Genomic DNA, 25,276 nt, shown 5'->3' with positions numbered 1-25,276 from the left:
AACGGGTCAGTCGATCCGGCGGGCCCCCGCCGACGGCACGGCGTCCAGTACAGCCGGCCGCGCGAACCCGGCCGCCGCGAAGGCCTCCGACACGGCCCGGCCCACGGACTCCGCCCGCCCGGCCCGGACCAGGGCGATCACGGAGCCGCCGAACCCGCCGCCGGTCATCCGGGCCCCCAGCGCGCCCGCGGCGACGGCGGCCTCCACCGCCAGGTCGGTCTCGGGGCAGGAGACCCGGTAGTCGTCCCGCAGCGAGGCGTGCCCGGCGGTCAGCAGCGGGCCCAGGCCCTCCGGCTCCCCGGCGGTCAGGTGCTCCACGGCCAGGCCGACCCGGGCGTTCTCGGTGACCACGTGCCGCACCAGCGGGACGAGTTCGCCGGGGAGCCCTTCCAGCGCCCCCGCCAGCCCCTCCTCGGCCAGGTCCCGCAGGGCGGGCAGTCCCAGCAGCCCCGCCGCCCGCTCGCACCCGGCCCGCAGGGCGGCGTACGCCCCGTCGGCGAGGTCGTGCTTGACCCGGGTGTCCAGCACCAGCAGCGACAGCCCGTGCCCGGTGAGGTCGAAGGGGACCTGCCGGACCGACGGACCCCGGCTGTCCAGGTACAGGGCACCGCCCTCGGCGCAGCACAGCGAGGCCATCTGGTCCATCACCCCGCAGGGCACACCGGCGAAGGCGTTCTCCGCGTACTGCACCACCAGGGCCAGCTCCGGCCGCTCCAGCCGCAGCCCGTACAGCTCGTCGTAGGCGACGGCCACCGCGCATTGCAGGGCCGCGGACGAGGACAGCCCGGCACCCGTGGGCACGGTGCTGTCCACGTGCAGGTCGGCCCCGCCGACGGGCAGGCCCCGCTCGCGCAGCGCCCAGACCACCCCGGCGGGGTAGCGGGCCCAGCCGCCGGCCGCGCCGGGGGCGAGGTCCGCCACCGCGAACTCGGCGACCCGGCCGTCGCCCTGGGCGCTGTGCACCCGCAGCAGGTCGTCGCCGCGGCGGCGGGCGGCCAGCAGTGTGCTCTGGGGCAGGGCCATGGGCAGGGCGAAGCCGTCGTTGTAGTCGGTGTGCTCGCCGATCAGGTTGACCCGGCCCGGGGCGGCCCAGACCCCTTCCGGGGCGTGGCCGTGGATCCGCCCGAACTCCTCGCGCACCCGCGCCGTCGAGGTCACCGCGCCTCCCGCAGTCGCAGGGCCGCCGTCTCCGGGGCCACGTCGTTCATGAACGCGTCCATGCCGGATTCCGTCCCGGCCAGGTACTTCAGCTTGTCGGCGGCCCGCCGGACCGTGAACAGCTCCAGGTGCAGGGCGAGTTCCCCGCCGCCGGTGAGCGGGGCCTGGTGCCAGGCCGAGATGTACGGGGTGGGCCCGGCCGTGCCGAAGAGCCGGTCGAAGCGCCGCAGCAGGTCCAGGTACAGCCCCGGGAACTCGGCCCGCTCCGCCTCGTCGAGGCCGGTCAGGTCGGCCACCCTGCGGTGCGGGTACAGGTGCACCTCGTACGGCCAGCGGGCGGCGTACGGGACGAACGCCGTCCAGTGCTCCCCGGCGAGGACCACCCGCTCCGTGGCCGCGCGGGCCTCCGCGAGCAGGTCCTCGAAGAGGTTCCGGCCGGTGGCGGCCCGGTGTGCGGCCGCCGCGGCGAGGTGCTTGGCGGTGCGCGGGGTGGGCGAGGAGAAGGCGTACACCTGGCCGTGGGGGTGGGGGAGGGTGACGCCGATCTCGGCGCCCCGGTTCTCGAAGCAGTACACCTGCCGGGTGCCGGGCCGGCCCGACAGCTCGGCGGTGCGGTCCGTCCAGGCGTCCAGCACCAGCCGGGCCCGCGCCGGGGTGAGGTCGGCGAACCCGCAGTCGTGCTCGGGGGTGAAGCACACCACCTCGCACCGGCCGGCCGCGCCGGACAGGGAGGGGAAACGGTTCTCGAAGACGGCCACCTCGTAGTCGGCGGCCGGGATCTCGCTCGGCCGCCCCTCCCGGGACGGGCACAGCGGGCAGGAGTCGGCGGCCGGGAGGTAGGTGCGGGACTGCCGGTGGGCGGCGATCGTGACCCAGTCCCCGGTGGCCGGATCCCGGCGCAGTTCGGGGGCGCTCACGACCGGTTCGAGCGGCCTGAGGTCCTTGGCCCCGCGGTCCAGGCCGGGGGCGCTGTCGTAGTAGATGAGCTCGCGGCCGTCCGCGAGTTCGGTGACGGTCCTGTACACGTGCACGTCCTCGCCTGTGTGGGTCGTGGGGTTCGCGGGCGGAGGTCAGACGGCCGGAGCCGGGGCGGTGGAGGCCCGGATGACCAGCTCGGGGTCGAAGAGCAGCTCCCCGGTGGGGACGTCCCGGTTGCCGACCAGCGCCAGTACGCTGCGGCCGACTTCGAGCGCGAGCCGGTCGGCGGGCTGGCGGACGGTGGTCAGCGGGGGGTCGGTGAACTCGGTGACGCCCGTGCCGTCGTAGCCGACGACCGACACGTCCTCGGGTACGGACCGGCCGAGCCGGCGGATCCCGCGGATCGCCCCCAGCGCCATCCAGTCGCTGGCGGCGACGACCGCGGTGGCGCCGAGCTCCAGCAGCGGTGCGACGGCGGCCTGTCCGCCCTCCACCGTGTACGACTGGCGGATCACCCGGCGTCCGGCGTCCTCGATCCCGCGCCGGGCCATCGCGGCCAGGAAGCCCTGTACGCGGCGGTCGGCGGGACGGTTCCCGGCCGGGCCGGACGCCATCCCGATCCGGCGGTGGCCCAGCCGGTACAGGTGGTCGACGGCCAGTTCGGCGGCGAGCAGGTCGTCGGTGGAGAACACCGGGGCCGCCACCCCGTCCGCGAACTCGCCGTTGATCCCCACGTACGGCACCCGGCGCTGCCGCAGGACCTCGTACACCTCGGTGTCGGCGCCCTCGACGGTGTTCGAGGCGGAGAGGAACACCACCGCCGCGATGCCCTTGTCGACCAGGGAGGATATGAAGTCGAGTTCCTGCACCCCGCCGGCGAACGCCGGGCAGAGCACCGTCTTCAGCCCGTGCGGGGCGAGCGCGGACTCGATGCGCTCGGCGACGTCCGCGAAGAAGGGGTTCGAGACGTGGTCGGTGATCACGGCCACCAACTGGCCCTGGGTGGTGCGCTCGTAGCCGAGCTCGGCCATCGCCTGCTCGACGGTGTCCCGGGTCTTGCGCGACACGCCCTGGCGGCGGTTGATCACGCGGCTGACGGTCGCCTCGCTGACCTGCGCGCGGGCCGCGACGTCGGTGATTCCGACCTTCATCGCCGTCCTTCCGTGATCGTGAGCGGTGCCAGACCACCGCGGGGGACGGCCGGGGTGTGCGGCCCCTCCCCGAACCGGGCCGACGTGGACTCGATGATACGGCCGTCCGGGGCGTGGATCACCCGTGCGATATCGGCCGCACCGCCCGGCACTTCGGGGCCGCGCGGCCGGGCCCCGGCCTAACGGCCGTCGGCCGAGAAGTGCTGGTAGTCCGGGTTCGACCACCAGTCGCCGCCCCAGTGCCAGCCGACGCTGCGGAACGCCCGGACCAGCGCGCCGTCCTCGGTGATCGTCCCGGGGCGGGCCGGGTCCCGCCGCAGGTGGGCCCGGCCCGCCGGCGGGTGCACCGTCCCGCGCCGGTCCACGTACGGGTTCTCCACCGGGTTGACGTCCACGGCCAGTCCCCAGGAGTGCCGCGACGGCTTCCCGGAGTCCCCGGTCACCGGCCGGCAGTTGAAGGCGGAGGTGTTGTCGTCGGCCATCGCCGCGAGGTCGTCGCCGCCGTACTCGGCCGCCACGCGCATCCGCCGGATCGGGAAACGGGTCTCCAGCGCCCGGCCGAAGACGTACAGCAGCGGCTCCACCGCGTCCCGGTGGACGACCAGCTCGCCCCGGTGGACCTTCCCGTCGAAGCCCCAGTGGTTCATCCGGACCAGCCGCAGCCGCTCCGCCGGCACCGGGCACCCCTCCCGCAGGCTCGCCCCCAGCTTCCCCGCCGGCACCTCCGACACCTCCGCCGCGAGCGCCGCCGCGGCGGCCCGCTCCGCCGCCGCGGACCGCTCCCGCTCCGAGGGCGCGCACCCGGGCGCCGCGCTCGCGCACAGCACGGCGACCGCGGTCAGGGAGACGGACACGGGGCGCGGGGTGCGCACCCCACCACGCTACGGTTCCAGGTCCCCGAAGACGTCCAGGGAGAGGCCGTCCGAGGGACCCTGGAGGGTCTGCTCCGACCAGATGACCTTGCCCTCCGGCGTGTACCGGGTGCCCCAGTGCTCGCTGAGCTGCGCCACGAGGAACAGCCCGCGCCCGCCCTCGTCCGTGGTGGCCGCGTACCGCAGGTGCGGGGCGGTGCTGCTGCCGTCCCACACCTCGCAGGTCAGCGCGTGGTCGTGGAGCAGCCGGACCCGCACCGGCGGGCCGCCGTGCCGCAGGGCGTTGGTGATCAGCTCGCTGAGGATGAGCTCCGTGGTGAAGGCGAGCTCCTCCATCCCCCACTCCTCCAGCTTGGCGACCGCCAGGTTCCGCACCACCCCGACCCCGCTCGCCCTCGGCGGCACCTCCCACTGCGCGACCCGGTCGGGCCCCAGCGTCCGGGTCCGGGCGATGAGCAGGGCCACGTCGTCGGTCGGCCGGGCCGGGAGCATGGCGTCCAGGACCGCGAGACAGCTCTCCTGCGGGTCCCGGTCAGGGTGGCTCAGCGCCTCCCGCAGCAGCTCCAGCCCCTCCTCGATGTCCCGGGTCCGCTGCTCCACCAGTCCGTCCGTGTACAGCACCAGCTGGCTGCCCTCCGCCAGGAGCAGCTCGCTCGTCTCGAACGGCATGCCGCCCAGCCCCAGCGGGGGACCGGCCGGCAGGTCGACGATCTCGGTGGTGCCGTCCGGGGCGACCACCAGCGGCGGCAGGTGTCCGGCCCGGGACAGGGTGCAGGCGCGGGACACCGGGTCGTACACGGCGTAGAGGCAGGTCGCGCCGAGCACCCCGCCGACCCCGTCGGTGTCCTCCTCGTCGATGCGCTGCACGAGGTCGTCGAGGCGGGCCAGCAGCTCGTCCGGCGGCAGGTCGAGCGAGGTGAAGTTGTGCACCGCCGTACGCAGCCGCCCCATCGTGGCCGCCGCGTGCAGCCCGTGCCCGACCACGTCCCCGACGACGAGGGCGACCCGGCCGCCCGGCAGCGGGATCACGTCGAACCAGTCCCCGCCCACCCCGGACTGCGCGGGCAGGTAGGAGTGCGCCGCGTCCACGGCGCTCTGCTCGGGCAGCCCGCGGGGCAGCAGGCTGCGCTGGAGGGTGACGGCCAGGGTGTGCTCGCGGGTGTAGCGGCGGGCGTTGTCCATGGCCACGGCCGCCCGGGCGACCAGCTCCTCGGCGAGCGACACGTCGTCCTCGTCGAAGGGCTCGGGCTTCTGCGCCCGCCAGAAGTTGACCACGCCCAGGACCACGCCCCTGGCCTTGAGCGGCGCCGCGATCAGGGAGTGGATCCCGTACTCGATGATGGCCCTGGCCCGCCGGGGGTCCTGGACGCGCCAGCCCGGCGCGTCGGACAGGTCGGTCACCAGCTCCGTCTTCCCGGTGTCGTAGCCGCGCGCCTGCGGGGTGCTGGGCTTGAACTCGATCAGCCGGCCGAGCGGGTACAGCGGGTGGTCCCGGCGGATGCCGCTGACCGCGGTGCGCCGCATGTCGGAGCCGGGGCCGGGTTCCTCGCCGTCGAGCACCGGGCCGGCCAGGTCGACGGTGACGTAGTCCGCGAACCGGGGCACGGCGACGTCGGCGAGCTCCTGGGCCGTCCGCTCCACGTCCAGGGTGGTCCCGATGTCGCCGGTGGCGTCGTACAGCAGCCGCAGGCGCTTGCGGGCCGCCTCGGCGCGGCCGGTGAGGACCTGCATGTCGGTGGAGTCGCGGATGGTGACGGCGGCCCCTTCCGGCCGGCCGCGCGGATGGGTGGGCCGCTGGTTGACGACGAGCAGCCGGTCCCCGGTCTCCAGCACCTCGTCCGTGGCCACCCGGCCCGACAGCAGCAGGTCGGCCATCCGGCTGTCCAGGCCCGGCACCTGATCGATGCGGCGCCCCTCGGCCTCCTCGGGAAGTCCGAGCAGCCGCTTGGCCTCGTCGTTGGCCAGGACCAGCCGTCCGTCCCCGTCCGTGATCAGCACCCCCTCGCGGACGGAGTGGAGCACCGCGTCGTGGTGCTCGTACATCCGGGTCATCTCCTGGGGGCCCAGCCCGTGCGTCTGCCGGCGCAGGCGGCGGCTGGTCAGGGCGGTGCCCGCGGTGGCCAGGGCGAGGCCGGTGGCCATGGCCAGCAGGATGACGGGGAGCTGGCGGTCGAAGGCGCCGCTGACGTTCTCCACGGTCAGGCCCGCGGACACCAGTGCGACGACCCGGCCGTCCGGCGCGGTGACGGGCACCACCGCCTGGATCTCCTTGCCGAGGGGCCCCTGCACGCTCTCGGTGTGGACCCGCCCGGCGAGGGAGGGCTCGATGGTGCCCACGAAGCGCTTGCCGATGCGGTCCGGCTGGGGATGGCTGTAGCGGATCCCCTTGGTGTCCATGACGACGATGAAGTCCACCCCGGCGGCCTTGCGGGTGACCTCGGCGAGGGGCTGCAGGACGGCGGACGGGTCCGGTGTCCGCAGCGCTTCCTGGAGGTCGGGGGAGTGGGCGAAGGTCTCCGCGACGGCGATCGACCGGTTGCGCGCCTCACGGTCGACGTCGTGGCGGGACTGCAGGAGCAGGGCCAGAAGGGCTCCGGCGGCGAGCAACACCACGATCGCCACCTGAAGGACGAACACCTGTCCGGCGACGCTCTTGAATCCCTTGCTCAGGGGTGACCGCACCGAATTGCCCGGTACGGCTGGCGAGGAAGGGTCACGTCCCCAGTTGTAGCACCTGGGCACCCTCCGGCGCCCGGCGGAGCGCCGCGCGCGCGCCGCCGGTCACCTCGGGTGAGCGGATTTCCCCCTACCGGCCCTGTGCGGAGGCCGCCTGGGCGGCCGCCGTGGGGGCGCCCGCCGTCGCGGTGCCCGGCGTGGGGGCGCCGCTCGGCGCCGTCCCGGGCGCGGTCTCCGGCTCGCAGGTGACCTCGTCGCGCGGGGTGTAGTGCGTCTTGTACTCCTCGCGCTTGACCTCCTGGCCGTTCTTGACGAACACCCGGCCGACGGCCACGTCGAAGCCCTCCAGGGGCGTCTGCGCCTCGCACGTCGGGCCGGCGGCGTTCACCTTGGCGGGCGGCTTGACGTTGGTGCGGGGGCCCTTGGTCGCACGGATCTCGTCGTACTTCTTCGTGCCGAGCAGCGTGATCGTCAGAGAGGTGTCCGTCGAGGTGGCCTTGACGTAGACCGGGTTGCCGGAGTCGTTGAGCCAGCGCAGGTCGAGGCTGCCCCAGGCGACGGTGGCCTCCCGGCCCTCCGGGTAGCGCTCGATGTAGAAGGAGTGCGCGCCGTGTTCGAGGGGCTTGAGGCCGGCGAAGAACATGGCGTTGTACATCGTGGTGGCGACCGCGGAGACGCCGCCGCCGGGCGACTTCACGTACCGGCCGTCGTTGATCATGATCCCGTCGACGAAGCCGTTCTCCTTGGTGCGCTCGCCGACCGTGCGGTTGAAGCTCCACTGCTCGCCGGGCATGACCACGGAGCCGTTGATCAGCTCCACGGCGCGCCCGATGTTCGTGGTCCGGTACGGGGCGGCCGGGAACTCCACGGTGAAGGAGGACATCTTCTCCTTGATGCCCAGGCGCTGCACCCCGGCGTCGGTCAGCTCCGGCTCGACGGCCGTGGTGGCCACCTCGGCGTTCCGGGCGGCGCCCGAGCGGGTCAGCGCGGGCAGCACGGCCCGGCCGAGTGCCTCCCCGGTGACCTGCTGTCCGGCGCGGCTGCTCTGCGTGACCACGACCCGTCCGGCCGCGTCCACGTCGAGCGCGGCGTCGCGGGGCGCCCCGGCGGCCTCCGCGAGGGGGCGGGCCACGGCGGGGTCGGCGAGCAGCGCCTCGGAGTCCAGGGCGGGCACCAGGCGGCCGCCGGCGTCGGCGTTCATCTCCAGGTGCTCGCCCAGGACGGCGGGGCTCACGGGTATCCGCGCGCCGGCGACGCTGAGGGTGACCGGCCCGGAGACGGCCGGCCCGGCGAACTCGCGCAGGGCCCGCCCGGTCTCGTCCGCGCCGACGCGCGGCTCGGTGCGGGTGACGGGCAGGGGGACCGGGGTGCCGGCCGGGCGGGGCCGCAGGTAGGCGTCCCGGAGGGCGTCGAGGGCCTGGTCCTGGACCAGGGTGACGCCGGCCCGGGCGGGGACGACCTCGGCCTTCCCGGCGTCGAAGGCGATGGACCCGTCGCGGACCGCCTGCGCGGTGCTCTTCGCGAGCCGGTCGACGCCGGCGCGGGCCGCCTCCTCGTCGGTGCGGATCACCGGCTCGGCGTCCGGGTCGCCGGACGCGAAGAGCCTGCCGATGACGTCGACCGGCCCGTAGCCCGCGCGGGAGGCGCGCTCGGCGGTCGCGGCGGCGTCCAGGGACAGTCCGACGGACGCGGGGGCGACCTGTTCGACGCGGTCCCCGATGCCCGCCGGGATGGGGGCTCCGGCCCGCGGGCCGAGCTCCCGCAACAGCGTGCTCTGCGCCGCCGCACGGCTCATGCCGCCGATCTCGACGCCCCGGACCCGGGTGCCGTCGGCGATGTCGTCGCCCACGGCGAGCCCGGCGGCGTAGAGACCGCCGAGGCCCAGCACGAGCGCGCCTCCCGCCACCGGCAGCGCGATCCGCCAGTTCTTCCCCGTCCAGCTGCCCGCAGGTCGCACGGTTCTCCCTAGTCGCGCCGACCGGTCGCCGAACGGCTCGGGGGCCGCGGCAGGGGCGCGTAGACGACAGTTCCGGTGAACCATCATGAACCCGGAAGTGCGCCATTCGGGTGAGAAGGTAACCGTTCTCACAAATCGGGCAAAGGCCTCGCGGTGTCGGGGCGGCCGCGCCCGCGCAGGGCGGAGAGGGCGAGCCCGCCCGCCGCCGCCCCCACGGCGTACCAGAGCAGATCCGGCGCGTTGAAGGTGGAACCGAGCACCAGCCGGGCCACCGTGCTGCGCCGGGACAGCTCCGCCGGCACGGCGGTGAGCTGGAGGAACTCCACCGCCCAGCTGAAGGCCAGCGCGGCGGCCGCGGCCCGCGGCGCCGTCAGCCGGGGCAGGGCCGCCACGACCAGGGCCAGCACCAGCACGGTGTACAACGCGTCACCGCCGTACTTCGCCGCGCTCCCGCCGGCCACCGCCCTCAGCCCCAGCCCCGCCGCGACGACCAGCACCGCGGCGGCCGCCGCGGCCAGCCGGCTACGGATCAGCACACGTCCCCGCCCGCGTCGGCGAACAGTTCGGCGGGCGTCCCGTCCAGGACGAAGCCGTTGTCGAAGCGGACGCGGACCGTCACGCCGGGGCCCCGCTCCTGGTGGGCGGCCCATTCCGGCTCCAGGGCCGCGATCTCCTCCTCCAGCTGCCGCCGGCTCCCCGCCGGCATGGAGTGCCCGAAGGAATCGAAGAGCGACTTGAGGCGCGCGTACTCGCGGACCCCGTGGCTCTCCGTCCGCTCCACCCGGTCCACCCGCTCGACCGTCCCCGCGGTGCCCGCCGCCAGGGCCAGGAACCCGGCCACGGCCACGGGCGGGGCACCGGAGCCGTCGGCCGCGGCCGGCGAACCGGCCAGCCGGATGTCGGCCGCCAGCGTCACCCGTCGGCCTTCCTCGAACGTCATGGATCCTTCGTCTCCCCGGTCTGTGCGCATCGGCGCCATTATCCGATGCCGGCGGGACGGCACCGGCGCCCGGCCCCGCCCGGCTCAGCCGGTGGCGGGCCGGCCCAGGGGGAGCAGGTACTGGAGGGGGCGGTCCAGATCGTCCAGGCCGAACAGCTCGTGGGCCAGGTCGTCCTGGAAACCGCCCAGCGGCATCGCGCACAGCCCCAGGGCAGACGCCGTCAGCAGCAGGGACTGCGCCAGGTGCCCGGCCTCCAGCAGCCCCAGCCGCAGCGCCCGCAGCCCGTAGCGCTGCCGCAGCCTGCCGAGGTCCACGTACAGGCCGAGCACCACCGGGACCCCGTCCACGAGCACCGCCCCCGGATCCGCCGGCGCCGCCGACAGGTACGCGGACACCTCCTTGAACTCGCCGAGCGCGGGCGCCTCACCGACCCGCAGCAGCGCGCGCCGGCCCGGCAGGCACTGGTACGCCCCCGGCGCCAGCCCCGCCACGCCGAACGCCAGCAGCCGGACCCCCGCCGCGTACAGGCCGCCCGGGCTCGGGTACGGGCGGTGCGCGAAGGGCGGGCCGGAAGCGGTCGTGTGGCTGACGGCGTGCGCGCCCCACAGCAGCGTGCCCAGGTCCCCGGCGTCCAGTGGGCCGGTGAGCCCCGCGCGGACGCTGGTCCGGCCCGTGACGGCGGCCCGCAGCGAGACCTCGGGCACCGGCCCGCCGGGCAGCGCCACCACCTCGCCCTCCGCCGCCGTCTCGGCGGGAGCCGGCCGGAGCGCGGCCCCGGGGTCCCAGCCGGGCCGGACCTTGCTCCGCTCCAGGTACCGCCAGTCCGGCGCCAGGTGACCCTCGGGGAAGTACGCCGCCGGCTCGCCGGTGTCGAGCAGCGCGTGCGCGGCCAGCCGGTACACGGCCCGCTCCTCGTCCGGCTCGACCCCGAGCCGATTGCACAGCAGCCGCAGCTCGACACCCCACTCCCCGGCTCCGGCCCCGGCTCCGGCTCCGGCTCCGGCTCCGGCCCCGGTCCCGGCCCCGGCCCCGGTCCGGGCGTCGGCCCGGGCGTCGGCCCCAGCCCCGGACCCGGCTTCGGTCCCGGCTTTGCTGGCTTCGTCCCGGCCACCGGCTCCGGTCCCGGCTTCGGCGTCGGCCCTGGCCCCGGCCCCGGGACAAGTCCTGCCCCCGGCCCCGGCTTCGGACGCGCGTACCCCCGCCGCCCAGGCCGCCAGCGGTCCCGTGGCCGTGCCCGCGGCCAGGACCCCGCGCAGGGCCGCCGCCCGGCCGGCCAGGCCCGCGCGCTGCTCCGCGTACACGGCCGTCACCTGCGCGTGCACCGTGCTCGCGGGCAGCGCCCGCCCCGAGCCCGGCCCCGGCCGTCCGGCCACCGCCAGCCCGCGCAGCCAGCGCGCCGCCGCGAGGCGGTCCATCCCCAGGGCCCAGGCCGTGGCGTGCGCCAGGTCGGCGGCGACGGCCAGCCGCGGGCCGCCGCGCGGGGTCCCGGCGACGCAGTCCACCGCGGTCCGGGTGGCCAGTGCCGCGTACCCCGCGCCGGCGCACGGCGGGCCCGCCACCTCGCGGACCCCGGCCGTCGCGGACAGCGCCCCGGCCACGGAGGCGAGATCGGCCGGGCGCCCGCCGTGCACCCGCACCCGCAGGTGCGGCCCGCCCTCCCCGTGCCGCACGAAGTCCCAGCCGGCGGCCCGCCCCCCGGCGACCAGCCCGTCCAGCAGCGGCGCGAGCTCCTCCACGAGGAACCCGTCGACGGCCCCCGGCCCGGACCGCGGACGGCAGTGCAGAACCGGACAGGAGCCCGGCGGAACAGTGCTCACGTACGCCTCCTCAGGGAAAGGGATGCGGATGCAGGGCCAGTTCGTCGTGGCGCGGCGGCCGGTCGGCCCGGCCCAGCCGGTACGGGACCTCCAGCAGCCTGGGCAGCCCCCGGGTGCGCCGGTTGACGTGCCCGAAGGTCATCGGCAGGGCGCCCGGAACCACCGCCTTGGCCGTGTGCAGGCCGAGCCGCTTCCGGATCCCGGCCTCGTCCTGCCCGACCACCACCACCTCCAGCCCGGCCCCCGCCAGCCGCCGCACCGTCGAGTCCAGCAGCCCGGCCAGGTCCGCGACCGGCTCGGGCGCACCCGGCCAGACCTCCCGCCACGGCGCCGGGCGGTCGTCGCCCCGGTACAGGAAGTCCAGCCTCGGCCGGGCCTCCGGCAGGCCGTACAGGGCGGTGTGGTCGGACAGGGTGAAGACCAGCTCGGGCCGCTCCAGCATGGGCCGCAGCCTGCGCGGATCACAGACCTCGGGCTCCGCCCTCAGCCGCTGGGCGGCGTTGAACACGTTGGTCACCGCCTCCACCACGGCGGAGCGGATCGCGGCCCGCGGGTCGTGGTGCGCCCCGGCCGCCACGAACACCTGCGGCGCCGCCGACCGGGGATCGGCGTGCCGCGCGACGGCGATGACGGCCGGGACGCCGAAGTCGTTCGTCGCGTCGAACAGCGCGAGCCCGTAGCCCGCCAGCTCCGCCCGGTCGGCGAGGTGCAGCACCTCCGCGTCCTCGCCCGGCAGCGCGATCCGGCGCAGCGGGGTCCGCGCGTACCAGGCCATCAGGAACGCGTCCCGCTCCGCCACCTCGAACAGCCCGTACAGGGCGGCCTCTTCGGGACTGTTGCCGAGACCGCAGCCGCTGGAGCACTCGTAGACCACGCGCGGCCGGCCCGGAGCCGGGTCCCAGTACGCGACGTGCTCGGGCACGGCGACCGGGCGGGAGCGGGTCAGCGACCAGCCGTGCACCCAGTCCAGCTCCAGGTCCGGGGCGTACGGGACGGTCGGCGACGCGGGATGGCCGTGGTGGGCCGGGTCGGGCAGCCCCAGCCGCTCCGGGTCCAATGCCCGCTCCGGGCCCAACTCGGAGTAGGGGGCGCGCAGTACGGTCCGCCTGCCGTGCGGACGCATCCCGGTGAGCCGCTCGACGCCCTCGAAGAGGGCCACCCGCTCGCTGCCGTCGAAGTCGCCGGACCGGCCGTACCCGCCGTCGGGCACGTCCCGGCCCAGGGTGACGTAGGCGCTGGTCAGGCTGTGTACGGAGTCCTCGGTACGGACCACCCGGTGCACCGGCCCGAACCGCTCGTCGTACAGCTCCGCGCGCAGACCGGCCCGGTCCGTACGGCCGTTGGGCCCGCGCAGCACCCCCGGGTCCGGCAGCGGGAGCCCGGTCCGGCGGGGCCCCGCCGCCACGGGCTCGTCGCCGGGCAGCGGCAGGCAGACCTCGCAGCCGCCGACCGGCCGGAACGAGTGGCCCGACCAGCCGGCCCGGCCGCCGTGCACCACCCGCACCGGGGTGCCGGCGCCCGGCACCGGCGCGGGCTCCGCCAGCAGGTCGGCGGCGAGCGCCGCGACGGCGTCCGCCAGCGCGGGGGAGGGCCGGCCGCCCAGCCGCAGCCCCGGGCTGTGCCAGGGGACGCGGCCGCCGATGGTGGCCAGCCGGCGGTACTCCGTGCAGGAGAGGCAGCCCACCGCGCCGGGCCGCAGCACCGGGCCGACCACGGTCAGCGCGCCGTCGCCGCGTACCGGGACAAGCGTCACCGGATGGCGGAGCGCGTGCCGCGACAGCTCGGCGGCGGTGTCCAGGGACCAGTCGTCCAGGACCACCACGGCCCGCCCCTCCGTGGCGCGCAGCGCGCCCCGCGCGTCGAGGACGGTCAGCCCGAGTGCGGCGAGGGCCGCCCCGAGCGGTGTGGCGGCGGTCGGCCGCGCCGGGGCGTTCACCGCGGTCCCCCTTCCCTGCCGGTGCCCGCGCGGCCCCGGCCGCCGAGCACGGTGAACCCGCAGCCGCGCAGCGCCGCGAGGACGGCGTGCCCACCGGGCCCGCGGGGCTCCCAGGGCCGTACGCGCAGGCCGGTCAGCTCCAGCAGGACCGCGTGCAGGCCGGCTTCGCGCCCCGCGACCCCCGCCCACCAGCCCGCGGACCAGCTCGCGTCCTCCCACGGCGCAGGGACCGTCCCGGCCACCGCGAGCGGGCAGGACTCCCCGCCCGCCGCGACGACGTGACGGGCCGCCGGTTCGGCCGCCCCCGCCTGCACGCGGACCAGCGCGGCCAGCACCGCGAAGGCCGCCGCGTCCCCGGGCGTGGCCTCCACCGCCCGCCCGAGCAGCGGCCCGCAGCGGCCGTCGGCGCGGACGGCGGCCCGGTGGGCGGTGCCGTCCGCGTCCAGCGGGGTCACGCTCAGCTCCGCCCGCACCCCCAGCCGCCGCGTCAGGGCGACCCACCAGTGCCGGGCCTGCGGATGCCCGCCCGCGTACGGGTCCCAGGGCGCGGCCCCGGCCCCCGGCGCGGGCAGCCGCAGCGCGGCCCGCCGCAGAGCCCGCCCCAGCGCGTGCCCGGGCCCCGCCCCGACCACCACACCCGCACCGCCGCACCGCAGTTCGGCGGCCCGGCACACCGCGTCGAGCCGGGCCAGGTCGGCCCGCGCGGCCCCGGCCACCAGCAGCCCGCCGCCCGGCGCCGGACAGCCTGCCAGCGCCACCGGAAGCTGCGGCAGGGCCCCGGTCAGCGGCGGCGCCACCACACCGAGCCGCTCGTCGCCCAGCGCGGCCACCCCGGCCAGCGCCTCGGCGAGGGTGCCGGGCGGCGCGGCCGGCTCCGGGGAACCCTGGGGCCAGGGCCGGTACTCCGACCAGGGCGGGTCCTCACCGGCCAGCAGCACCAGGGGCGGCCGGGTCCGCCCGGGTCCGGGCCCCCCGGCGCCCTCGGACCCCGGATCCGGCAGGCCCGCCACCGCGCACAGCAGCCGCTGCACGGCCCCGCCCGCCACCAGGGCGGTCAGCGCCCGCCCCGGCGGGGTCCGGCCGGCGGCCTCCCGGCCGAACCCGAGGCGCCCGGCCAGCGCCGCCGTGTCCGCCAGGGCCCGCGCCGGACCGGCGACCGGGGTGACGAACGCCCCGCCGGGGGCGAGGACCGCGCCCACCGCCCACTCGGCGCCGTCGCCGCGCGTGGCCCGGAGCAGCACCCGCTCCCGGCCGCCGCCGGACCGGGCCCGGACCGCGGGTACCCCGGCGCGCGCCAGGGCACGTACGGCCGCCGAGGCCAGGGGCCCGCCCGGATCGGCGGCCCGCACCTCCACCCGGGCCCCGGCGAGGGCGGCGGCCGCCTCGGCGGGCCGGTTCGCGACCGTGAGCAGCCACTCGGCCGCCGGGGCCCCGTCCGGCGGGGCCGGGTCGGCCACCAGCATCCCGTGCGCGTGGAGCTGTCCGATCAGGGCGCACAGGGCGGCACGCAGCGGCGTACGGTCCCCGGCGCGGGCGGCGAGCCGCGCGGCGCCGCCGTCCGTCCGCAGCGCCTCCTCCAGCATCCGCCACAGCGCCGGCAGCGCCGGACTGCCCTCCAGGGTGACGCTGCCGTCCCAGCCCCGCAGGTGGAGCCCGCCGTCGAGGGTGCTCACCGCGACCCCCGGCCGCAGCCGCCAACCCCGCAGGGAGTCCAGGCCGTCGGGCTCCCGGGCCTCCGCGGACACGGCGGACGGGCCGGGCGGCGCGGCGGTCATGACGCACCCCCGGCGGTTCCCGCACGGTAGGTCTCCAGCACGACCTCGACGGCGCGCGCGGGGACCTCCCGTCCGCCGGGCGCGGGCAGCGCCTCCTCCAGCACCAGCCCGTCGGGATGGCGGGCGAGCCACTTGCCGAGGCAGCGCAGGTGCAGCGCGTTGCCCAGGTCGACGAACTGCGGCTTGGGCAGCGCCCGCCGGAACCGGGGATCCTCCGGCGCCGCGGCCGCCTCCGCGGCCGTCACCAGCGGCGGGTGCAGGAACACCTGGTCGGGAAGGCCCAGCAGGGCCCGCCAGCGCGCGGCCGCGGCGAAGGGAACCTCACCGCCGGCCGTGTCGGCGGCCAGTGCGGCACGCAGCTCCCCGACCGTGCCGGGCGCGAGCTTCCAGCGGCGCCGCCGCAGCACCACGTGCCGGTGGCGCAGCCTGGGGGTGCGCACGAGCGGCCCGCCGGGCACCTCGGTGACCACCCGGGGCACCAGGGAGGCGAAGGAGACGACGCCTTCCGGATGGTCGTGGACCAGCGGGGCGTCCCGCACCGGCAGCAGGCCGCTCACCAACAGGCCAGGGTAGAAGACGTCCAGCGGCTCGCCGGTGTCCCGCAGCCGCAGCCGCACCTGGTCGGCCGTCTCGTCGTGGAACAGTTCCACGTCCTCCTCGCGCAGCGGGGCCCGCTCCCCGCCGCCGTCCGGCGCGTGCGGGGCGTACTCCTGCGAGATGATCTCCTCCGGCATGAACCGGGGCTGCAGGTTGGCGTTGAAGCCCTGGACGGGCCGGAACTGCACCGGCCGCGAGCCGGGTCCGGCCGCCCGCGCGACCTCCCGGGTGACGGCCGCGACGGCGTCCGGGCCGAGCAGGCCGAAGAAGCGGCTCCCGGTCCGCCCCCAGCCGCCGTAGAGGTGGTTGAGGGCGAGCAGCCCGCGCCGGGCGTCCCGCTGGAGGAAGTGCGCGTACGACAGCGGGCGCGTCGCCGCCCAGGCGGGCAGCCGTGCCGCGTACTCCCCGACCAGCTCCGCGGGCAGCACCACGTCGGCGTCCGGGTCCTCCCGGTCGGCGGCCCGCTCCCGCACCGCCGCCTCGAACGAGGCCCGCAGGCGTACGAGTCCGGCCGCGCGGCCGGGCAGGGAGCCGAGGCCGTCCCGGGGGTGCAGGAGCGCGTCGCGGACGGTGTCCTCCCAGGCCGCGACCGTCGAGGGCCCGAAGTCCCAGACGGGGTGGCAGACCCCGCCCCGCCCGTAGCGGGCCACGAAGCGGTCGCGCAGGGACCGGCGCACCAGGTGCCCGAGGTCGTACAGCTCGGCCAGGGCGGCGACCTCGCGCAGCGCCTCGTGGTCCTCGGCGGTCAGGAGCCCGTCGGCGTCCACCGGCCGCCGGGCCACCACGTCCTCCGCCAGCACGGGCGGCACCGGGTCCCCGGCGGGCAGCGGCCGCCCGGCCGAGGCCAGCAGAGCCGTCCAGCGCTCGCGCAGCAGCGCGAGCAGCACGGTGCGCTCCCGGGGTTCGGCCGCCGCGAACTTCCCCGTGGCGTCGGCGACTTCGTCGACGCGGGCGGCCAGGGCGGCTTCGCCTCCGGTGCGCAGCCAGGCGGCCAGCCGCCCGAGCGGGTCGGGCTCCTGCGGCCCGACGGGCGGTACGGGGACCAGCAGGCCGGCGTCCACGAGCTGCTCCAGGTACGCCACGGCGGCCGCCCGGTCCCCCGGAGCCGCGAGCGCCGCAGCCAGCAGCGCGGGCGTCGCGGGAGTGCGGCACAGCTCGGCCACCCGTTCCAGGGGCGCGGTCGCGGCGACCTCGACCTCGTCCTGCCCGGGTACGGCGAAGCGGCCGACGGCGGCGAGGCCCCGGCTCCGGGCGAAGGCGGCCCGCCCCCGCGCCGTACGGGCCGCGCTCGCCATCCGGTGCGGGAGCCGGGCCCGCCGGGCGGGGTCGGCGAGCAGCGCCTCGCACAGTGCGGTGACCAGGCCCCGGCCGACGCGCACCCGGTTGCCGACCGGGCCCGGCAGGTCGCCCTCCCCCCAGTCGGGGACGCCCGGCCCCGGGGAGCCGGGGCCGGCCGGGAGCGGGCCCCAGCCGACGGCGGTGTACCAGGACACGGGGCTGCTGCGGGTGGCGGCGCGCACGGCGTGCCGCAGCACCCCGGGTTCCTCCTTGCGGGCGCGGCGCCCGGCCGCCCCCGCCCCGGCGCGTTCGACGGCGGCCAGCAGCTCCGCGCTGGTCGCCGAGGCGGCGAGGGCGAGGGCCGGCTCGCGGCACTGTGCGGCGAGGGCGCGGCGCTCGGCGGCCAGCGCGGCCGCGGCCGGGGCGCGGAGCCGGGCCCGCAGGGCGGCGAGCCGCTCGCGCAGCTCCAGCCACTCCCGCAGCGCCGGGACCCGGCCGGGCAGGTCGCCGAGCGATCCGAGGAGCGCGGGCCGGGGTTCCCGGCCGTTGTGCAGGGCCCGGCGCAGCGGCAGCACCACCTCCCGGTGGAAGGCGTCGGGATGGCCGCCCCGGCTCGCGTACAGGGCGTCGGTCAGTGCGGGCGTCAGCCGGGCCAGTACGCCCTCCAGCCGCGCCAGTTCCCCGGACGCGGCACGGAAGGCGGCCGCCTGCGGCGACTGCGCGGGATGGGTGAGCGTGGTCGCGCGGACCAGCGCGTACGAGGAGGTGCGCACGGCGGGGGCGGGGGAGGTCATGGCGTCCCGGGTCCTTCCGGCTCGGCCTGGTCGGGGGCGGGGAGCGGACCGCCCGTTCCGGGCCCGGCCACGGGCGCCGGAACGGGCGTCGGCGGGGCACTGTCAGATCACGCCGGGAACCGTCTGCGGCTGCTGCGTGACGCACTGGCAGGCGGTGGCGGTGGGGATGCCGCACCCGGAGGTGGACGAGCCGGCGGCGAAGGCCGAAACCCCCGCGGTGTCGCGCATCGCGGTGACGGTGATCCCGCCGAGGTCCAGTTCGTGGGCCTCGAAGGACGTGGCCGCGTCGAAATCTGCCATGAGAACTCCCAAGGATGTGGGACGACTTGTGATGGCCGGATCTTTGTTGCGGACGAGCGGTCGCAACGCTAGCTCCCGGGGCGATCCGGGCGCAGCGGACACTTTTCGACATCGCGGGGTAACTCCACGTGAAGGCGCGGAGGTTGACCGAAAGGCAGCACAACGGGCCCCCGAACGGCCCCGGTCGGCCGGCGGCGCCCCGCCCACCGTCGACCTCTGGCCGATCCGGCCGAAAGCCGCCGCCTACGGGCGACGGCCTACGGCCTACGGCCGACGGAAGGAGGCGCGCGTACGCACGCAAGGGATCTGCGGGATTCGTGGCAACGGCGGCAGAGGCCGGCAGCGGCGAGGGCCGAAAACAGAAGAGGCAAGGAGGTGAAACCACTCCTTGCCACTCTCAAGTTATAACGCACCGGGGGGCTTGCGGCAAGACCCCCGTCCTCCCGCAGAATCACCGGCCTGAGCCAAAACCACCGCAGTACACGGGTCGTGGACGACCCCGGATCGGAGCCGCACCAGTGCACCCGCTGACCACCAGCGTGTTCGACCTTCCCGACCACCTCTCCGCCAAGGCGGACCCGGAGCTGGTCGCCGGGGACGAGCGGCACTTCGCCGCCGTCGCGGCGAGCCTGGAGGAGACGATCGCCGAGGTGTCCGAGCGGCTCGACGCCGCCCGCAGGGCACCCGGCGGCATCGGCCGGGAGGCGATGGACCGGGACGCGGAGATCCACCGGCTGACCGCCCGGCTGCGCGGGCTGCGCCGCTTCGGCCTGGACCTGTGCCTCGGCCACATCGTCCTCGCCGACGACCCCGAACCCCTCTACGTCGGCCGGTTCGGCCTCACCGACAGCACGGGCCGCCGACTGCTCGTCGACTGGCGCTCCCCGGCCGCCGAACCCTTCTTCGCGGCCACCCACGCCAACCCGATGGGCCTGGTGAGCCGCCGCAGGTACCGCTGGACCAGCGGCCGGATCGGCGACTACTGGGACGAGGTGTTCACCGTCGACGGGCTGCAGGGGCACGCCGCGCTCGACGACCAGTCGGCCTTCATCGCGAGCCTCGCGGGCAACCGCTCCTCCCGCATGCGGGACGTGCTCGGCACCATCCAGGCGGACCAGGACGCCATCATCCGGGCGGGATCCCGCGGCGCCCTCGTCGTCGACGGCGGTCCCGGCACCGGGAAGACCGTGGTCGCCCTGCACCGCACCGCCCACCTCCTCTACGCGGACCCCCGCCTGGGCCACCGCCGGGGCGGCGTGCTCTTCGTCGGCCCGCACCGCCCCTACCTGTCCTACGTCTCCGACGTGCTGCCGAGCCTCGGCGAGGAGGGCGTGCAGACCTGCACCGTCCGGGACCTCGTCGCCGAGGGCGCCGCGGCGGTGCCCGAGACCGACCCGGAGGCGGCCCGCCTGAAGGCGTCCGCGGCCCTGGTGAAGGCCGTCGACGCGGCCGTCGCGTTCTACGAGGAGCCGCCCGCCGCGGGGATGACGGTCAGCACCCACTGGGCCGACGTCCGGCTGACCGCCGACGACTGGGCGACGGCGTTCGAGGCGGTCGAGCCCGGCACCCCGCACAACGAGGCCCGCGAGCAGATCTGGGACGAACTGGTCGCGATCCTGCTGGACAAGCACCACGACGAGGGCGACGGGGACGAGGACGACCTCTCGCCCGAACTGCTGAACAGGTCGCTGCGGCAGAACCGCGAGCTGGTCACCGCCCTCGACCGCGCGTGGCCGGTGATCGAGGCCACCGAGCTGATCGCCGACCTGTGGACGGTCCCCGCCTACCTGCGCAAGTGCGCCCCCTGGCTCGGCCGCGAGGAGGTGCGCGCGCTCCAGCGCGAGGACGCCGAACGCTGGACCGTCGCCGACCTGCCCCTGCTGGACGCGGCCCGGCACCGGCTCGGCGACTCGGGGGCCTCCCTGCGCAAGCGCCGGCACGAGGCCTCCGTCGCCGCCGAACGCGAGCGGATGGCCTCGGTCATCGACAGCGTGCTCGCGGCCGACGCCGACGGCGAGGGCGCGGTGACGATGCTGCGCGGCAGGGACCTCCAGGACAGCCTGATCGACGACACGGCCCTGTCCGCCGTCGACCGCGACCTGCTCGCCGGTCCGTTCGCGCACATCGTCGTGGACGAGGCCCAGGAACTGACCGACGCCGAATGGCAGATGCTGCTGCTGCGCTGCCCCTCCCGCAGCTTCACCATCGTCGGGGACCGGGCGCAGGCCAGGGACGGGTTCACGGAGTCCTGGCGGGAACGGCTCGAACGGATCGGGCTCGACCGGATCACCATGGCCTCCCTGAGCGTCAACTACCGCACCCCGCAAGAGGTCATGGCCGAAGCCGAACCGGTCATCCGGGCCGCCCTCCCGGACGCCAACGTGCCGGCCTCCGTCCGCAGCAGCGGCATCCCGGTCGTCCACGGCTCCGCCGCCGAACGGGACGGGATCCTCGACGCCTGGCTCTCCGCGCACCCGGAGGGCATCGCCTGCGTCATCGGCGACCCCGCCTTCCGCGCCACGCCCCGCGTCCGGTCGCTGACCCCGCGGCTGTCGAAGGGGCTGGAGTTCGACCTGGTCGTCCTCGTCGACCCGCAGGAGTTCGGCACGGGCGTGGCGGGCGCGGTCGACCGCTACGTGGCGATGACCCGGGCGACCCAGCGCCTCGTGGTACTCACCGGCACCGACGGGCGGTAGTGGACTTTCGGCGGTGCCGCGGGCCCGGCCCGGTTGCGTAGGGTCGCGCCCGTGAGAAGAACGATCATGAAGTGCCGGGCGACGCCGGTGCCGGCACCGGGACGAATGCGGATGCGGATACCCGTCCCGGTGCTGTCCGCCGGCCTGTTCGCCGGGGCGGTGGCGGGCGCCGGCACGGGCGTGACCACCCTGTGGTGGGGCCTGCCGGCGGCGGTCTGCGCCTTCCTCGCCGGCCTGCGGCCGGGTCGCGCCCGCACCACGGCGGCGGCCCTGGCGGCGGTCCTCGCCGCCGCCGTGGTCTGCGTACTCCTCGTACCGGCCTGGCTGGGGTGGGCGAGCCGGTTCGTCGGCCTGCTCCTCGTGGCGGCGATGCTGCCCTGGTTCGCGGGCCGCTTCCTGCGCCAGTCCCGCGAACTCGTACGGGCCGGGTGGGAGCGGGCCGAGCGGCTGGAGCGGGAACAGCGGCTGGTCGCCGAACAGGCCCGGCTGCGCGAACGGACCCGCATGGCGCAGGACATGCACGACCTCCTCGGCCACGACCTCAGCCTCATCGCCCTGTCGGCGGGTGCGCTGAAACTCGCCCCCGGGCTGCCGGACGAGCACCGGGCCGCCGCCCAGGCCATCCGGGCCATGGCGGGCGCCGCCGTGGACCGCCTCGGAGAGGTGATCGGAGTGCTGCGCGAGCCGTCGGAGCCCGCGCCGGGGTCCGGCCCGGCCGCCGGACTCGCCGAGGTCGAGGGCCTGGTGGACCGGGCCGCCGCCGCTGGTCTGGACGTGGAACTGGCCGTGGAGGGCGTACCGGCCGGCACCGGACCGGCAGGCACCGCGACGCCCACCGCCGTCGGGCGGGCCGTGCACCGGGTCGTCCAGGAGGCCCTGACGAACGTCGCCAAACACGCCCCCGGGCACCGCGCGACCGTCCTCGTCCGGCACACCGGTGACCGCACCGAGGTCAGCGTGACCGACCGGCCGGGGCCCGGAGTCCCCGGGCCCCGGGACCGGACCTCCCGGCCCGAGCCGGCGGCCGGGGCCCCGGAGGGCGGGGAGGAGCACCGCTTCGGCCTCATCGGCCTGGACGAACGCGTCCGGCTGGCGGGCGGCACCTTCACCTGCGGCCCCGAAGGCGGCGGCTTCGCCGTACGCGCCACCGTCCCGCACCACCCCGGGACCGTGCAGCCCCCGCCGCCCGGCCGCACGGCCGGCGCACTGCCCCCCGAGCACCGGACGGCCCGCCGCCGGCTGGGCCGTACCGCCGCCGCGGCCGTGCTCGTACCGCTGTGCACCTGCGCCCTGCTGATCGGCGGGGTGCGCGCGTGGGACACCGCCACCGCACGGCAGTCCGTCCTCGCGCCCGCCGACTACGCCCGCCTGTACACGGGCCAGCCGCGCGCCGAGGTCGCGCGGTACCTGCCCGAACGCCAGACGACCCGCCGCCCGGCGGCTCCCACGCCCGAACCGCGCGACGCGGTCTGCGAGTTCTACGTACAGACCGGCGACCCGTTCGACGACCGCTCGGGGGACGTCTACCGCCTCTGCTTCCGGGCCGGGCACCTGGTCTCCACCGACGAATACACCGGGAAGGACGTCCGATGATCCGGATCCTGATCGCCGACGACGAACCCATGGTCCGCGCGGGAGTCCGCGCGGTCCTCGCCACCGACCCGGGCATCACCGTGGTCGCGGAGGCCGCCGACGGCCGCCGGGCGGTGGAGCTCGTCCAGTCCCACCGCCCGCACGTGGCCGTCCTCGACATCCGGATGCCCGGAACCGGCGGCCTGGAAGCCGCCGCCGAGATACGCAGGACCGTTCCCGGGACGGGAGTCGTGATGCTGACGACCTTCGGCGAGGACGAGTACATCCTGCGGGCCCTGGGCGAGGGCGCCGCCGGCTTCCTGATCAAGTCCGGGGAACCGGAGGAACTGATCGCCGGCGTCCGGGCCGTCGCCGACGGCGCCGCCTACCTGTCACCGAAGGTCGCGGCCCGGGTCGTCGCCCATCTGGCGGAGGGAGGCGCGGGAGCCGGCGCCGGCCGCCGCTCCACGGCGCGGGCCAAGGTCGAAGCCCTCACCGGCCGTGAGCGGGAGGTGCTCGGGTACCTCGGCAGCGGGTTCTCCAACGGCCGGATCGCGCGGCGCCTGGGGCTGGCCGAGGGCTCGGTGAAGGCCCACGTCAGCTCGATCCTCGCGCGCCTGGGCGTCGACAACCGGGCCGCGGCGGCGGTGGTCGCGCACGAGGCCGGTGTGCTCCCGGTGCCGTCCGGCCGCCCGGAGGACGGGCAGGGCTGACACCGCCCGCACGGCGTACGGCAGTACGAGGAGCCGTACGGACACCGCGGCCGCCGCGCCGAGCGCCGCGCCCGCGAGGACGTCGTGCGGGTAGTGCACCCCGGCGGCCACCCGCAGCAGGGCGGCCGCCGCGCCCACCGGCAGCGCCAGGGCGGCCAGCCGGGGCCGTACGAGGACCACCCCCACGGCCAGCGCGACCGCCAGGGTCGCGTGGTTGCTGGGGAAGGACCAGTCACCCGGCTCGGGACACGCCGCCTGCGCCCGGACCCCCGTCAGGGCGCGGCAGGGACGCTCCTCGTCGACGAGGAGCTTGACGGCCTCACTGGCCGCGTAGGCGAGGGCGGTCCCGGCGGCGGCCGCCGCGACCCCGGCCAGGCCCCGGGCCTCCCGGTGGCGCAAGGCGCTCCGGGCCGCCCAGAGCAGCAGCACCCCGAGCAGCAGCAAGGTGGCCTCACTGGCCGGCCCCACGAGGGCCCTCACCCATGCCGGGCCGTCCGCCACGCTCCCGGTCAGCGCCCGGTAACCGGCCGCCGACCAGCCCCCGGTGACGTGCACCGGCGCGTTCCTGCCCACTGCTCCGCCGGGGGCCAGCCACACCACGGCCGCCGCTCCCGCGGCGGCCGGGGCGACCGAGAGCAGCAGGCGGCGCCCCCGACCCCATCTCATGATCGATTCCATGCCCCCGACGGTAGGAAGCGTCCGGTCCGCGCACCCCGGCCGAACGGCTGCCCGCACCCCCGACGATCGTCGGGGTTGACGGCACCGCCGGAGCCGCGTCACGCCCGCCCGCCCCTGAGCCGGGGCTCAGAACCCCCAGACGCCGATCTCGACGATGCCCGCGAACAGGTGCTCCCAGACGTCCCCGGCCGGGGTGGAGGGGTCGACCGAGAAGGGTTCCAGGGCGGCCGCCTCGCGTACGAAGTCCCGCTTGCCGTCCTCGCCGGGGTACGGGCTCCAGCACGCGCCCATGAAGCGGTACACGGCCTCCAGCAGCCGGACGAAGGTCTCCACGTCCCGGGCGAAGAGGAACGGTTCCCCGCCGTTGCGGACCATCCACACCGCGCCCGTCTCCGGATGCACGGAGACCCGGCCGGTGTCGCCGTACCTCAGGTCGAAGGTGCCGAGCGGCAGCAGGCCGTTCTCCCCGGGCTCGACCTGGTGCGCGCCCGCCTCGGTCCACGTCAGCGAGAACGAGGCCACCCCCACCGCCCACCACCGCGGCAGCCCCGCCTCCGCGATGAACCGCCGGCCGGGGGAGTGGAGCAGCGCCGCGGGCTGCCGCTCGGGCGCCAGGCGCAGGACCCAGTCCGCCCCGAAGGCCTCCGCCAGCCGGCCGGCGTCGAGCGGGGCCCCGGCGGACGAGGGCCCCGCGAACCAGGGCCCGTCCGTTCCCCACACGGCGGCATCGCCGTTCGGAGCGCCCGCCCGGCCGCCGCCCCGCTCGACGACCGCGATCCCGCGCTCATCGGCGAACACGAACCGGTTCCCGCCGAGCGGTACGGGTTCCTCCCAGCCCTCCGGCCAGTGGAGGACCGGCCCCTCCTCGTCGTCGAAGAAGACGTACTCCTCCGTCCCGGGCACGGCGTCGTACGGCCGCTCGGTGAACTCCTCCCCGGCCGGGGCCGGGACCTGCTCCCCGGTGGCCGGGTCGAACCAGCGCTCGCCCGTCCACATCGCCTCGAGCTTCAACAGCGCCCGGCCGTCGGGCGCTTCGTGGACCTCGACGTGCCCGCCGCCGGACAGGTTCGGCTGGGCCCGGTAGACACCGACCGGCCGCCACCAGGTCCACACGGTCCGCCACGGCATGTCCGGCGCGGCCCCGGCGACCAGTCCGGCGTACGCCTCGTGGCCCAGCACCCGCGCCCCGAAGTGCAGCCACGACGCGAACTCCGCCCGCGACACCTCGGCACCGTCCAGCACCGAGACCGCCTGCCCGAAGGCCTCGCGCCCCACGCCCCCGCCCGTGGCGGGCAGTTCACCGAGGGCGCCGGGTCCGGCCGCCAGCAGCCCGGCGGGGGACGCGAACAGTTCGTCAAGATCGTCAAGAGCCATGACCCCATGCTGCCACCCCCCACCGACAGCCCCGTCGGCCCGTACGGACAGCCGGATTCCGGGCGTCCGTACG

General features: G+C 76.7%; 17 protein-coding genes and 1 pseudogene. 3 read left to right on the top strand and 15 right to left on the bottom strand.

Annotation, left to right across the window (positions count from 1 at the left end; all coding sequences use genetic code 11):
• Window positions 1-6: 6 nt before the first annotated feature.
• The 13 genes from galK to OG553_RS01135 form a co-directional block, all read right to left on the bottom strand.
• Window positions 7-1,158, bottom strand: coding sequence for a galactokinase (gene galK / locus OG553_RS01195; protein ID WP_405977123.1), 1,152 nt, complete (start codon window positions 1,156-1,158; stop codon window positions 7-9).
• Window positions 1,155-2,183, bottom strand: a complete 1,029-nt coding sequence (galT, locus tag OG553_RS01190) for a galactose-1-phosphate uridylyltransferase (protein ID WP_405977122.1) — start codon at window positions 2,181-2,183, stop codon at window positions 1,155-1,157. Before galT ends, galK begins: the two co-directional genes overlap by 4 nt.
• A gap of 45 nt (window positions 2,184-2,228) precedes the next feature.
• Complete coding sequence (locus OG553_RS01185; protein ID WP_405977121.1) at window positions 2,229-3,227, bottom strand: LacI family DNA-binding transcriptional regulator; 999 nt, start codon at window positions 3,225-3,227, stop codon at window positions 2,229-2,231.
• A gap of 179 nt (window positions 3,228-3,406) precedes the next feature.
• Complete coding sequence (locus OG553_RS01180) at window positions 3,407-4,099, bottom strand: M15 family metallopeptidase (protein ID WP_405977120.1); 693 nt, start codon at window positions 4,097-4,099, stop codon at window positions 3,407-3,409.
• Window positions 4,100-4,108: 9 nt separating this feature from the next.
• Complete coding sequence (locus OG553_RS01175; RefSeq protein ID WP_405977119.1) at window positions 4,109-6,781, bottom strand: SpoIIE family protein phosphatase; 2,673 nt, start codon at window positions 6,779-6,781, stop codon at window positions 4,109-4,111.
• 124 nt (window positions 6,782-6,905) lie between these two features.
• On the bottom strand, window positions 6,906-8,732 hold the full coding sequence (locus OG553_RS01170) for a VanW family protein (RefSeq protein ID WP_405977118.1): 1,827 nt from the start codon (window positions 8,730-8,732) through the stop codon (window positions 6,906-6,908).
• Between the two features lie 128 nt (window positions 8,733-8,860).
• On the bottom strand, window positions 8,861-9,268 hold the full coding sequence (locus OG553_RS01165; protein ID WP_405977117.1) for a DUF2809 domain-containing protein: 408 nt from the start codon (window positions 9,266-9,268) through the stop codon (window positions 8,861-8,863).
• Window positions 9,262-9,672, bottom strand: coding sequence for a hypothetical protein (locus OG553_RS01160; protein WP_405977116.1), 411 nt, complete (start codon window positions 9,670-9,672; stop codon window positions 9,262-9,264). Before OG553_RS01160 ends, OG553_RS01165 begins: the two co-directional genes overlap by 7 nt.
• Window positions 9,673-9,756: 84 nt before the next feature.
• A complete protein-coding gene (locus OG553_RS01155) occupies window positions 9,757-11,490 on the bottom strand; it encodes a lantibiotic dehydratase C-terminal domain-containing protein (RefSeq protein WP_405977115.1) in 1,734 nt (577 codons plus the stop codon).
• 10 nt (window positions 11,491-11,500) lie between these two features.
• On the bottom strand, window positions 11,501-13,426 hold the full coding sequence (locus OG553_RS01150; protein ID WP_405977114.1) for a TOMM precursor leader peptide-binding protein: 1,926 nt from the start codon (window positions 13,424-13,426) through the stop codon (window positions 11,501-11,503).
• Complete coding sequence (locus tag OG553_RS01145; RefSeq protein ID WP_405977113.1) at window positions 13,423-15,201, bottom strand: hypothetical protein; 1,779 nt, start codon at window positions 15,199-15,201, stop codon at window positions 13,423-13,425. The genes OG553_RS01150 and OG553_RS01145 overlap by 4 nt, the downstream gene beginning before the upstream one ends.
• Window positions 15,198-17,870 carry a hypothetical protein gene (locus OG553_RS01140; RefSeq protein WP_405977112.1) on the bottom strand — a complete coding sequence of 891 codons (2,673 nt, stop codon included), beginning with the start codon at window positions 17,868-17,870 and terminating at the stop codon, window positions 15,198-15,200. The genes OG553_RS01145 and OG553_RS01140 overlap by 4 nt, the downstream gene beginning before the upstream one ends.
• A gap of 102 nt (window positions 17,871-17,972) precedes the next feature.
• The gene (locus tag OG553_RS01135) at window positions 17,973-18,170 is read right to left on the bottom strand and encodes a thiazolylpeptide-type bacteriocin (protein WP_405977111.1); all 198 of its coding nucleotides are present in this window, start codon (window positions 18,168-18,170) and stop codon (window positions 17,973-17,975) included.
• Window positions 18,171-18,688: 518 nt separating this feature from the next.
• Between OG553_RS01135 and helR the strand changes: the two genes are divergently transcribed.
• From helR to OG553_RS01120, 3 genes are all read left to right on the top strand, one after another.
• On the top strand, window positions 18,689-20,866 hold the full coding sequence (helR, locus tag OG553_RS01130; protein ID WP_405977110.1) for an RNA polymerase recycling motor ATPase HelR: 2,178 nt from the start codon (window positions 18,689-18,691) through the stop codon (window positions 20,864-20,866).
• 111 nt (window positions 20,867-20,977) lie between these two features.
• Window positions 20,978-22,459, top strand: coding sequence for a histidine kinase (locus tag OG553_RS01125; protein ID WP_405977109.1), 1,482 nt, complete (start codon window positions 20,978-20,980; stop codon window positions 22,457-22,459).
• Window positions 22,456-23,151 carry a response regulator gene (locus OG553_RS01120; RefSeq protein WP_405977108.1) on the top strand — a complete coding sequence of 232 codons (696 nt, stop codon included), beginning with the start codon at window positions 22,456-22,458 and terminating at the stop codon, window positions 23,149-23,151. The genes OG553_RS01125 and OG553_RS01120 overlap by 4 nt, the downstream gene beginning before the upstream one ends.
• A gap of 93 nt (window positions 23,152-23,244) precedes the next feature.
• Here OG553_RS01120 and OG553_RS01115 read toward each other — a convergent pair.
• Together OG553_RS01115 and OG553_RS01110 are read right to left on the bottom strand one after the other, a co-directional pair.
• A pseudogene (locus OG553_RS01115) lies at window positions 23,245-23,817 on the bottom strand (phosphatase PAP2 family protein); the annotation flags it as partial.
• Window positions 23,818-23,955: 138 nt separating this feature from the next.
• Complete coding sequence (locus tag OG553_RS01110; RefSeq protein WP_405977107.1) at window positions 23,956-25,203, bottom strand: SUKH-4 family immunity protein; 1,248 nt, start codon at window positions 25,201-25,203, stop codon at window positions 23,956-23,958.
• Window positions 25,204-25,276: the final 73 nt, after the last annotated feature.

The sequence above is a fragment of the Streptomyces sp. NBC_00158 genome, from assembly GCF_045160885.1.
GTDB lineage: Bacteria > Actinomycetota > Actinomycetes > Streptomycetales > Streptomycetaceae > Streptomyces.
This window is presented reverse-complemented; position numbering and strand designations above follow the sequence as displayed.